The sequence below is a fragment of the Streptomyces sp. NPDC102283 genome (assembly GCF_044766265.1).
GTDB lineage: Bacteria > Actinomycetota > Actinomycetes > Streptomycetales > Streptomycetaceae > Streptomyces.
The window spans coordinates 143184-154332 of the sequence record NZ_JBIWLQ010000009.1 but is presented as its reverse complement, the minus strand read 5'-3'; the positions used below and the strand labels follow the sequence as shown (position 1 = coordinate 154332).

At 66.7% G+C, this 11149-nt stretch carries 7 protein-coding genes; 1 reads left to right on the top strand and 6 read right to left on the bottom strand.

Annotation, left to right across the window (positions count from 1 at the left end; all coding sequences use genetic code 11):
- Positions 1–27: 27 nt before the first annotated feature.
- The 6 genes from ACIRJT_RS19650 to ACIRJT_RS19625 form a co-directional block, all read right to left on the bottom strand.
- Positions 28–2211 carry a discoidin domain-containing protein gene (locus ACIRJT_RS19650; protein ID WP_403910817.1) on the bottom strand — a complete coding sequence of 728 codons (2184 nt, stop codon included), beginning with the start codon at positions 2209–2211 and terminating at the stop codon, positions 28–30.
- A gap of 187 nt (positions 2212–2398) precedes the next feature.
- Positions 2399–4618 carry a discoidin domain-containing protein gene (locus tag ACIRJT_RS19645; RefSeq protein ID WP_403910816.1) on the bottom strand — a complete coding sequence of 740 codons (2220 nt, stop codon included), beginning with the start codon at positions 4616–4618 and terminating at the stop codon, positions 2399–2401.
- Between the two features lie 404 nt (positions 4619–5022).
- Positions 5023–6117, bottom strand: a complete 1095-nt coding sequence (locus tag ACIRJT_RS19640) for a DUF1996 domain-containing protein (RefSeq protein WP_403910814.1) — start codon at positions 6115–6117, stop codon at positions 5023–5025.
- Between the two features lie 705 nt (positions 6118–6822).
- Positions 6823–7107 carry a hypothetical protein gene (locus tag ACIRJT_RS19635; protein ID WP_403910812.1) on the bottom strand — a complete coding sequence of 95 codons (285 nt, stop codon included), beginning with the start codon at positions 7105–7107 and terminating at the stop codon, positions 6823–6825.
- A gap of 761 nt (positions 7108–7868) precedes the next feature.
- A complete protein-coding gene (locus tag ACIRJT_RS19630; RefSeq protein WP_403910810.1) occupies positions 7869–9938 on the bottom strand; it encodes a hypothetical protein in 2070 nt (689 codons plus the stop codon).
- A 258-nt stretch (positions 9939–10196) separates the two neighbouring features.
- Entirely contained in the window at positions 10197–10388 is a 192-nt protein-coding gene (locus tag ACIRJT_RS19625) for a hypothetical protein (protein ID WP_403910808.1), read from the bottom strand.
- A 127-nt stretch (positions 10389–10515) separates the two neighbouring features.
- Between ACIRJT_RS19625 and ACIRJT_RS19620 the strand changes: the two genes are divergently transcribed.
- Positions 10516–11007, top strand: a complete 492-nt coding sequence (locus ACIRJT_RS19620) for a very short patch repair endonuclease (RefSeq protein ID WP_403910806.1) — start codon at positions 10516–10518, stop codon at positions 11005–11007.
- Positions 11008–11149: the final 142 nt, after the last annotated feature.

Sequence of the window (11149 nt, the reverse complement as noted above, 5' to 3'; positions counted from 1 at the left end):
ATGATGTGCTCCGAGGGTTCGAGCTGATCAGCTGTAGACGCCGAACTCGTGCAGCGAGTAGCCCCAGCCCGTGCCGCGTGCGGTGAGTTGGAGCCGTACGTGGCGGGCCGTTTCGGTCAGGGCGATGGTGTCCACGTCACCGTTTCCGGTCGTCGTGGTGTGGACGGTACGCCAGGACGTGCCGTCGTCCGAGACCTGGACCTCGTACGACTTGGCGTACGCCGGGTCCCACACCAGCTGCAACGTGCGGACGGGCGTCCGTGCGCCGAGGTCGACCGCTATCCACTGCGGGTCGCTCCAGTCGCTGGCCCAGCGGGTGTCGAGCCGGCCGTCCGTGGCGCGTTCCGGCGGGCAGGGGCAGTCACCGTACGAGGCCTGCGAGCTGGACGCTGTGGTGGGCTTGCCGAGGGCCACGTTGGCGCCGGTCATCGGCGGCGCGACAACCTTGACCGACTTCGTCTCGATGCCCGCGTTGCCCTTGCCGTCCTCCGACTGGATGTAGACCTTCCACACGCCGAGCTTCTCGGGCGCGGTGACCGCGAACGTGCCGTTGCCCGTGGACCGGAACTGCGCCGGTACGAGCCGCTTGTCGCCGTTGGCGTAGTTGCCGCTGAGGAAGATCTTGTTCGTGACCGGGTCGTTCTCGGGGTCGCGGATGTCTGCCCGTACGGTGAACTCCCCGCCCGCCGGAGCAGAACCGGCCGGTGTCACCGTCATGCCGCTGATGACCGGCGGCAGGTTGTCGCCGGCGTTGGAGCCGGTGAACGCCCTCTTCACCGAGTAGTACGACAGCCGCTTCAGGCCATCGGGGATCAGGTTGAACCACACGCCGCCGAAGTCGTGCTCGAGGCCGTAGTGGAAGAGGGTCGCGCCCAGAGCCACGCCCTGGTGGCCCGTGGTGCAGTCCCAGGCCTTGGTGTAGCCGTCGCGCTTCTGTACGTCGGTGGGCTCGTCGGGTACGCCGTTGGCGTCGTCCGGCACCTCCCACTCACCCTCGGGGCCCGTCTCGGTGATGATGTAGGGCTTGGTGTAGCCGCCCTCCACCCAGTCCTGGCGAACGCCGCAGATGTCCCCGTAGGCGTTCATCGAGTACAGGTCGAGGTCGGGGGCGTTGCGCTTGTAGTACGGCCAGGCGCCCGTCCATGCGTCGGTGGAGGTCACCGGATGGTCGGCGTCGATGGCGTGGATCCTCTTGGCGACGTCGTTGACGAAGGTCGTGTAGGCATTGCGCTGGGCTTCCAGCTCGGTGCCGCTGTAGCAGTTCTGGAGGCCGAGGACGGACTCGTTGCCGACGTTCCACATGAGGGTCGCAGGGTGGTTCCTGTAGGCCTCGACCCACTTGGCGATCTCGGTGAGCATGGTCGTCTTGTACGCGGTGTCGGTGACGTAGTTGGCGCAGCCGCCGCTGCCGGGGCCGCCGCCGGGCTGGAGCCAGAAGCCGTTCATGACGCGTAGACCGTTCGCGGCGGCCGCATCGAGGAGCGGCTTGGTGCTCGCGTCCGTGCCCCAGGTGCGGACGGTGTTGACGCCCATCGACTTCAGGTCGGGCATGTAGCGTTGAGCGTCCGCCATGGACGGTCCCCAGGTCAGGCCTTTGACGGTGTAGGGCTGTCCTCCGACGGTGAGCTGCCACGCGCCCTGGCCCCCGGTGACCTTGACGGCGCCGCCGGCCGGGGGCGGGGTGTCGCCCTGAGTGCCGTAGACCTGGAACTCCCAGAGGGAGTAGCCGTATCCGCCGGGGCGGGCGGTGCCGAGCATCCGGACATAGCGGCCGGAGCCGGTGAGGGCGAGGTCGTCGGTGCCCCCGTCGCCGTCGGTGACCTTCCTCAGGGTGGTCCATTCGGTGCCGTTGTCGCTGGCCTGGATCTCGTAGGCCTTGCCGTAGGCGCCCTCCCAGGTCAGCACAGCCCGGCTCAGGTCGGACCGCTTGCCCAGGTCGATCCGGATCCACTGCGGGTCGGACCACTGGCTGGCCCAGCGGGTACCGGTGAGGTTGCCGTCGACTGCGTGAGTGGCGGAGAAGCCGTCACCCTCCTGCGAGGAGGCGGTGGCGGGCTTGCCCTGGGAGATCAGGGGGTCGGCGGCGCGCGCCTCGGTGGGCGTGGCCATCACGGTGATGGAGGAGGCGAGCAGGGCGGCGAGGGTCAGGGTGAGCGCGGGTCTGCGGAGGGAGGGCAGTGCGGCTCTGCGGAGGTGGGACAAGGCAGGCATTGCGGCTCCTGAAGAGGGTGAGGGAGATGGGGAGGAGGGCCAGGGGACGCGGACGGCCGCCGTCGGGGACGGCGGCCGTCCGAGGAGAGAGCCAGGCAGGTGGAGCGGGGAGGTACCCCAGGCCGGGGTCAGGCCCGGCCCGGGGAGACGTCCTCCGCGAGTCAGTGATTCACCGCGGGGGGACGGATCAGGGGAACGAGACCACCGTGGACGGCACGGTGGAGGTGCCGGCCGGGACCGTGGAGGCTCCGGTGTTGTTGATGACGTGGTTGTAGTGACCCATTCCGCCGAGCGACACCACTAGCAGGCTGTGGAACTTCACACCCGGCTTCACCGGAGCCTTGAAGCCGTGGTCCTGGCGGATGGCGGGATCGACGTTGTAGTTGCAGTAGCTGCCCATCCCCCAGCCCTCGTGGACGTCGACCGAGTCGTCGACCCGGTAGGCGGCGAAGCCCTTCGTGTCGCCGTTCTGGATGGCGGCCTGGTTGGGTGCGTCGTACGCCTTCTCGTTCTGGTAGAAGATCGTGCGGCCGCGCTCGCCGTACCACTCGACGTCGTACTTGTTGAAGTGCTCCACGAAGAGGCCGGTGGCCAGCACGTCATCGCCGTAGACCCGGACCCCGTAGTCGGCGCGGTTGGTCTCCCAACCGACGCCTTCTCCGTGGTCGGCGCGCCATACCCAGGTGTGGTCGATGATCACGTCGTCGCTGTGGACGGCGATGGAGGTGGTCGCCTTGCCCGCGCCCGCACCGCCGATGCGGACGTAGACGTCCTGGATGGAGGTGGGGTTGGCGGAGTGGTCGGCGGAGGAGTTCTGCGGGCCGAGCTCCAGCAGGGTCGGGGAGTTGACGGTACCCGCGTCGATCAGGAAGCCGGCCAGTTTGACGCCGTCGACGTCGGCGACCTTCATCGCGGTCACGCCGTTGTCCGGGATGATCGTCGCGAGGCCGAGGCCGAGGACGACCGTGTCCGCACGGTTCACGTTGATGGTCTGGTCGACGTGGTAAATGCCGGGCGTGAAGAGGAGGTTGAGGCCCTGGGACAGCGCCTGGTTGATCGTGGCGGCGGTGGCGCCGGGCTTGACGACGTAGAACTTGTCCAGGTCGATCGAGGTGCCCTGCGGGGTTCCGTTCCAGGAGACGCCGCGCGCGCTGGTGCGCTTGGCGGGGACGAAGACCTTGTACGTGTTGCCGTCGAGGTAGAGGAACGGCTTCTCGCGCGAGATCGGAGTGGTCTGGAGCGTGGTGTAGCGGGGCTCGGGGAACGAGGTGGCGGGTGCGCCCTCGACGCCCGAGAAGGTCTGGTTCCAGACGGAGTTGGACCAGCCTCCGATCGAGCTCTCGCGGGTGTACCACTGCTGCTGCGAGTAGTTGCCGACCTGGCCGTCGATCTTGGAGTCGGCGATGTAGCCGCCGCTGGCCCAGCCATAGCCGTTCGGCGCAAGGTTGAGGCCGCCCTTGACGTGCATGCGGCGGAAGGACGCGGCCTGCGAGACGGCCCAGCGGTTGGTGCCGCTGACCGGGTTGACGGCCAGGTTCTCGGCCGAGCGCCAGAAGTTCTGCGTGGCGTTGCCGTTGAACCAGCCGGCGTCGACGGTCACATCACCGTTGATGGTGGTGTCGTCGGGCTTGAGGCCGAGGCCGGAGATCGAGGTATAGAAGCCGATCTCGGCGTTGAGGTTGTTGTAGGTGCCGGGCTTGAAGAGGAACTGGTGCCGGCCGCTGCCGAAGTGCGACGCCTCCTGCTGGTCGAACACCTCGTCCAGCTTGGCCTGGATGTTGGGCGTGGAGGGGTCGAAAACGTGCACGTTCGGGCCGAGGTCGCCGCCCCCGGGCAGCTGCGGGCCGCCGGTGCCGCCGGACTCGCCGTACACCTTGAACTCCCAGAGGGAGAAGCCGTATCCAGTGCCGCGCGCGGTGCCGTACACCCGGACATAGCGGGCCTCGCCGCTGATGTTCAGGGTGTCCCTGCCGCCGTCGCCGGTGGTGGTCTGGTAGGCGGGCGACCAGGAGGAGCCGTTGGTCGAGAGCTCGACCCGGTAACCCTTGCCGTACGCCGCCTCCCAGTCCAGGACGACCTGACTGAGCTGCGTGGTTGCGCCGAGGTCGACGCGGATCCACTGTGGATCGGAAGCGGCGCTGGACCAACGGGTGTTGGCGTTGCCGTCGACGGCCGCGGTGGCCGGGGTGCCGTAGTTCTCCTCGCTGGACGCGGTGACCGGCTTGCCCTGGGAGAGCAGGACGGGCGCGGCCTCGGCCTGCGTGGCGGGGACGAAGGCGAGAAGAGTGGCGGCCAGAGCGGTGACCATCGCGGCGACGATGCCGCGGGTCACCGGTCTCGGTCTGGAGGTACGGCGGCCGGCGCCGTGGGACACCGGGGCCGCTGGGGATATGCCGACTGCGGGCATGCGTGTGCTCCTCGAAATCAACTGCGACGGGAGAGCGCTCTCCCGGAACCTTGCCCGCCACGCCAGACACGGTCAAGGATCCCGACAGGCCTTTTCTTTCATCTTTTATTAAGCTGCTACGTCTGTACTGGGGTGGCGTCGGTACCTGGCCGGGTACCGACGCCAGCGTGGGGTCCCGGCCGCCCGACCGAACAGCCTCGTCCGCACCTGCGGAAATGCGGTTCGCCCGCCTCGTGGCTCCGGCAGCCCGGGCCGTCACCGATCCTCGCCACCCGCCTCCCCTCCGGCACCGGGGAAATCGGGGTCAGACCGTCGCACCGCGGGACGGGCTCGTGAAACAGCCCGGCAGCGCCCCGGAGAAGGCGGGAAGCGGCCGGGCTGTGGGGCGGAGCCGTCGGCCGGGTTTACGGCAGGCGGTGATCGGCGTTCAGTGCGGCTCCCCGTTCGGGGCGGTAGAGGTCGAAGCCGCGGGTGTCGCACTGCAGGCCGCCGACGATGCAATGGTCAACCAGGGCTTTGAGAGTGCGCTCCTCCCACGCGTTGAAGAAGTCGTAGTGGAAGGAGTAGCCGCGACCGCTCGCAAGACGTACCTGGCTCATGTCACCGTTGACCGGCCACGCCATCTTGAACTCGATCATCGGCAGGGCGACCGGGTGGGAGGGCGGGCACATGTTGTCGTTGGTGCCGGGCTTGACGACCGGGTAGGCCATGTGGGCCTGGTGATTCGGGGTGTCCAGGTACTTTCCGTCCCAGCAGCTGGGGGCCTGCATGCGCAGATTCAGCTGCACGTCGGGCCTGCTGGGACAGTTCGCCGGGATGTCGGTGTTGAAGAAGCTTTCACCGCATTCCCAACCCTCGACGAAGCCCTTGTGGCTGCGGAACTCCTGAGCGCTCTGCATCGGGTTGCCGACGACGAACCGTAGTCCCTTGGGGAAGGGGCGCACGCTCCGGTAGTCGGTGACGCCCGCTTTGTAGTAGATGACCTGCGGTCCGGCGGGCAGAATCTTCTGATCGCCCTTGTAGAGCGAGGGCATCCAGTACGCGGAGGCATCCACGGGCACCTTGCAGGAGGTGCTGCCTCCGTAGAGCGAGCCAGTGGTGCTGGCGGCGTCGGTCGTGGTGTTGCCCATGAATGTGTGGTCATGGGATTTGCCGAACTGGCCCGGATAGACGATCGGGTCGTCCGGGGCGGTGTGGGTGACGGAGCAGCCGGCCTGGAACTCGTGATGGTAGGCCGGGGGCGGGGTGGCCGTGGACGGGACGACGCCGGTGACCTGGGGAACGGCCGGGATGTAGCCGTCCCCGTCGGCGTCATCACCTGATGCCTGGGTGGAGACTGCCGCGGTGTGACCGGCGTGGTCCGCTGCGGCCGCCGTAGAGGTGGCTACGAGAGGGGCGCCGGTGTCCGTAGCGGAGGCGATGGTCCCGATACCGAGGACACTGGCTACGAGAGCTGTTCCGACGAGAAGTGCTGGAAGCCTTCTCGGACTCGATCTCATGAGGATCTCCTGCACGCGGGGTGAGGCGTGCGTGTGTACGCGGACACGCACGCGACTTCGGTGGACAGATCTCTGCGTGGTGCGCGGTGGTGCGGGCGGCGGAGCCGACCGGGGCTCCACCGCCTGGTTCGAGGGTTGTCGACTCCGTCAGAGGCACGCCAAAGTTGGGCATAGCGACCATCCGCTTGAAGCGAGAGAGCTCGGGAGAGCGCTCTCCCGTACCATGGCGTTCGTCCCGGTCGTAGTCAATACGTCGAGCGTCCCTCTCCATCCGCATGGCTTTCACACGTGGTTCGGGTACACCGCCCAGGGCGGACGCCGCATCATCCACACCGGAGGCGACCGGGCCTCGCGTCTCCAGCCGTCGGTCAAGCCCGCGCGTGACCCGGAGCGCCCGCCCAGCACGGCGTGCCCGTCCGTGCTCGGCGGGGTGGTGTTCACGCGCGTATCTGACGAGGCCTCAAAGCGGCCATGGCTTCCTGGGCACCCGTCGACGAATGGGCGTGGCGTCGGCATCGTGGAGGCCGCCGCGACGCCACCCGTTCACGTACGTGCGACGCCGCGACGGTCGGGGCTGAAGGAATTCGTGCACTCAGAGAACCACGGCGTGCTCAGCACCGTCCGTCTCCAGCAGCCGCGTAGGGAGAAGTCGAAAGCGGGAGCGCGCCAGGACGCCCCCGCGCACTATGCATCGTCGTTGTGCGGTTAGTACCCCAGCTCCTCCGACATGGCCCGGGTCGAGCGCAGCAGTTCCGCCGAGAGACCGACCAGTACCTCGTCCGTGGTGCCACGCGCCGGCATGACGAGGGTGACGACCAGCGGCAGCGACTCACCGGCGGTGGACACCGGTGCCGCCAGCGAGGTGACACCGGGGATCACCCCGCCGAACGTGGTGGCCACCCCGTCGGCCAGGACCTCGGAGCGCACCGTGTCGACGCGCTCCTTTGTGGCCGGGTCCAGCCGCTTTGTCTCCAGTTGGAGACGGAGCACGGGCTCGGTGAGCTGCTGCGGCAGATGGGCCAGGAGGACGCGACCTCGTCGACGCGCTGGACCGCAGGGACCGCGACGAGGCCCTGCGGCTCATCCAGGAACACAACACCAGCCTCCGGACGGCCGAGACTCCCGCACATCCATGACGCGACGAACCCATCGGGCAGCCGGAACCAAGGGGTCGCTCACCCGTCGGCGCAGAAGCACGCCGGCACCGGCCGAGGACGCACGCCTGCACCATCGGCGTTCATCTGCGACGGTTCTCCCCCTGCTCGACAGGAGAAGCGCGGATCCTGCCCTCGCGGTTGGCTGAGCACTTCGGCACCCCCAGGGCCTCGCCCTTCAGTCGAGGTGCTCGCCCAGTCGTGGGTGTCAGTTCCCTCTCACCGCGAGAAGTCGAGCCGGACCCGAGGTTCAGTCGCCCCGGCCGGGTAGAGGCCGCAGACGTGCAGTGGGATCGCGACCCGTCATCACTGCATGGGGAACGGGTCTCCATGGCAGATGACAGCCTCCCCAGGTGCGTCACCGCGCAACACCGCTCGCCCCGGCCCTGCCCGGAGCTGCACCTCTCACTTGGTGCGGCCGGACATCAGCACGACAGTGACGGCAGAGGCAGCTTCACCCGAGGAACGACAACCGGACCTGACGGTTGGCATTGTCCCTGTTGGTGTCCACCAAACTCCGTTAAGACAACTGTCAGCGTACCTGTCGATCCACCCCTCATAGGTGCGCTCGCTGCCCGATGCAGGGATGGGCGACGCCTAACCGGGTGGCCATGGCAGGTCGACGTGGCGCGCCCGGAGCACGTCGCGAATCGGATGGAGAGCCCGAAGTACCCACGTTCCAGACTTTGTGCGCACATCACGTTCTACTTGAGCGAGCTGTCGCTCGAAGTACCTGAGTATGTTGCTGCCGACCTCAAACCCGAGCACCTTGGCCGTGCACTGGATGGCGCGTCGAACGTGCTCCACGCGCAAGAGCAGGTTCGACATCGCCACAGAGTCGGAGCCCTTCAGACGTTCTGTGAGCAGGTCCGCTTCGCCTAGCACCTGCACTGCACCTACCTCGATAACACTGTAGGCAGCCAAAGCTGGTGCAACTTCAGCATTTAGGAGCACATTCATCATCAGAGGCAGAACATCATCCGGCAAGAGCATCTTCCCCGCTTCGCCGACCTGCCCAAGGACCGCTTCGACCCATGCACGATCGACCAACAGCGGTAGCGTTCCGCCTTCCTCTCTAATTTCCCAGCGGGCCACTTCCGGCGCATGAGGCGCGGCAGCCGCCACAGCGCCGAGAAAGTCGAGGATGTTTCGAGATGTGATGTTGCGGACCGTCAAAGTCAGCTTGCCGGAGGCTCTCCGCAACTTCAGCAGGCGCACTCCCGTGGAGCCAACGGCGTCACAAATAAGCAGGTTGCGGGTGCTCTCTGGAATGGCGCCCCGGGTGAACGGATCGTTGAGCGTAGCGACCGCAAGGGCTACTTCGACCCCATGGTCAAAAGCCCTGCACACAGCCTGCGACCACTCCGCGGCCGCCAGGAGATCTTCCCAATCTACCGGCTCACCTGCAAGCAACGTCGTACCCCGTTCCGCATCCCACGAGACCTCGCAATGGCCTATCGGGTTCCGCCACGCGGTCTTGATCGACGAAGCGAGGGCGACACATATCGGCTGCTGTGGATGTCTGCGCAGCAGATCGAGTAACGGCCCGAGGGTCAGGTATCGGTCAGGAGCCACTGCAGCGGGTCGTGACGCGACCGCCGTGGGCGGCAGGAGGTTCATCAGTGCCAGCGTTACCCGCGCGGTGCGGCGTACATCGCCTTCCATCGCGTAACGATACACATTAGTGACGGAGTCCAATCGGTACTCGTCGTCCTGCGAAGCAGAGATTTCTTCATAAGCTTTTGACACCCCCGCGAATGCCATTCGAAATTCGGGTTCTGCTTCCCAATAGGACTGCAAGACCCGAAGGCAGCCAGCCTCGTCGCACTTGAGTGCTTCGACGACCAGGTCGCAAGTTTCGCTGGCAACTCGGTGAGCTGCCAGCGGGAATGCATTCGTGCCCAAGTGGACCAGATGTCGGCGTAGGGACGGGGTGAGAGTCGTCGAACTGTTGATGAGATGCACCGACTGCCTGCGTAGACGCTGGTCGAGTTCCTCTTGGTCGCTGCTCCAGGCTGCAGTGAGCCTGGCAGTGAATGTGAAACCGTCCCCCTCTGCCAACTCGGCTGTCGACAGCCCCATCCAACGTTCGTAGACGAGACCTCCTGTGCTGGTCACCGAGGAGCACGAAGCATTCAGCAACGCCGCGCTCGTCTCGTCCGCCACAATTCTGTGCAGACGAGCCGTCTCCCAAAGACCTGCGTCCCATTGGTTGATCGCACAACCCAGCACTGCTGCTCCAAAGCGCCTGGCACTGTCGACCAGTTGCTCAGCAAGGGCAAGCTCCCCGACCTGATCATCCGGAGGCAGGAATCTGGTCATCTCGCCGAGCGTCGCATGCATGCTTGCCCAGACTTCACACATCTCGTCGGCCCACCCGGGCAGCCTTCTCCCGGCAGACTTCGACGTGCGGTCACGGCACGAAACCACCCGCTGCGTTGCATCACGCAGCCAAGTCCATTGTTGCGGAAGCCCTGCTTCGAGAAGTACCGACCTCCACTGCTCCACTGTGAGCGGAACCCAACCACTGTCACCCTGGCCGCCACGGTTCGACTGATGCTTAGCCTCAAACCGAGCCAGCCGCGATGGCAGAACGCCTTGCAGCGCCTTGTCCAACTCAACGCTTGTAATAGTGAGTTGATCGGGGAAGCCTTCGGCCTGTTCCATTCACGGATGGTTACACACTGCTCCCGAGGTCGTCACTGGAATTCGCCTGAGACGGCCTCGTACGATCGGCGCTGGGCGTCGGGGAAGAGCACGGCCGTGCTCGTGCAGCACGCGCATCGGGGACACGGCCCCGAAATCAGCTCTCTGCCGGTCTCCTACAGGTTCCGGTATGACCGCCCGCCCACGACGCCAATGCGGAGATCGTCTATGTGGTCAGCAAGACTGTCCTCGGGATCAGATCGCGGTCAGCGACGCCTTTCAGCTGAGGTCGCCCGTCTCCAACAGTTCAGCCACCGCGTCCGCCGCACGGCGCAGCACGAGTCGGCCGTCCCCCGCGCTGTACGCGACGATCTTGCTCCCCGGCCCGAGGCCAGCCTCCGCGAGGACGCCCAGCGGCAGCTCGACCTCGCCTAGCTCGCCGATCTCCATTTCCGTCGGTTCACGCAGCATGGCAGGAAGTCTCGCACGTCTCAGGAGCACCTGGTCAGGGTTTGCCTGCAGTACGGCCGGGCCGCCTGCCCCTGGAGGGGTGGTCGGCATCGCGAGAGGATGTGCTCACGCGTATTCTTTGTGCCCTATGACCAGCAGCACGCCGAAGCCTGCCGAGGGGCCCGCTGGCTGGACCCCTCCGGAAGGGTCCTGGGCGTCCTCGGCCGGCAACCGCCGCAGCATGCTCGCGAACCGGGGCCGCGACACCGGCCCCGAGCTGGCGCTCCGATCGCTCGTACACGCTGCAGGACTTCGCTACCGGGTCGCGGCGAAGCCGTTGCCTGGCATGCGCCGTACCGCCGACCTGCTCTTCCGCCCCACCCGGGTCGCGGTCTTCGTCGACGGCTGCTTCTGGCACGGTTGCCCCGAGCACTTCACTCCGCCGAAGACCAACCCTGGCTACTGGCGAGAGAAAATCGACCGCAACATCCAGCGCGATCGTGAGACTGACGCACGCCTGGCGGATTCCGGCTGGCTCGTGCTTCGCTTCTGGGAGCACCAGTCGGCGGAGGAGGGGGCGGCTGCCGTGTACGAAACCGTGGTCTCTCGGCGGAAACGTTCCAGGCCTCCGACCGCGTAGTGGGCGGCATACGGCGGTGAGCTGCGGCCAAGGCTCCTTCTCGCAGATCCCGTTTCGTGGTGCGCTTCTCGACGGTGGACTCCACGCAGGAGGGCGAGGGCATCATCGAAGTCGCCGACTCCTTGCGTCGTGGGCCGACCAG

Bases quoted from the DNA above. Each gene is read 5' to 3' on its own strand.
- ACIRJT_RS19640 (WP_403910814.1), bottom strand. From the start codon at position 6,117: ATGAGATCGAGTCCGAGAAGGCTTCCAGCACTTCTCGTCGGAACAGCT.
- ACIRJT_RS19620 (WP_403910806.1), top strand. From the start codon at position 10,516: ATGACCAGCAGCACGCCGAAGCCTGCCGAGGGGCCCGCTGGCTGGACC.
- ACIRJT_RS19625 (WP_403910808.1), bottom strand. From the start codon at position 10,388: ATGCTGCGTGAACCGACGGAAATGGAGATCGGCGAGCTAGGCGAGGTC.
- ACIRJT_RS19645 (WP_403910816.1), bottom strand. From the start codon at position 4,618: ATGCCCGCAGTCGGCATATCCCCAGCGGCCCCGGTGTCCCACGGCGCC.
- ACIRJT_RS19630 (WP_403910810.1), bottom strand. From the start codon at position 9,938: ATGGAACAGGCCGAAGGCTTCCCCGATCAACTCACTATTACAAGCGTT.
- ACIRJT_RS19650 (WP_403910817.1), bottom strand. From the start codon at position 2,211: ATGCCTGCCTTGTCCCACCTCCGCAGAGCCGCACTGCCCTCCCTCCGC.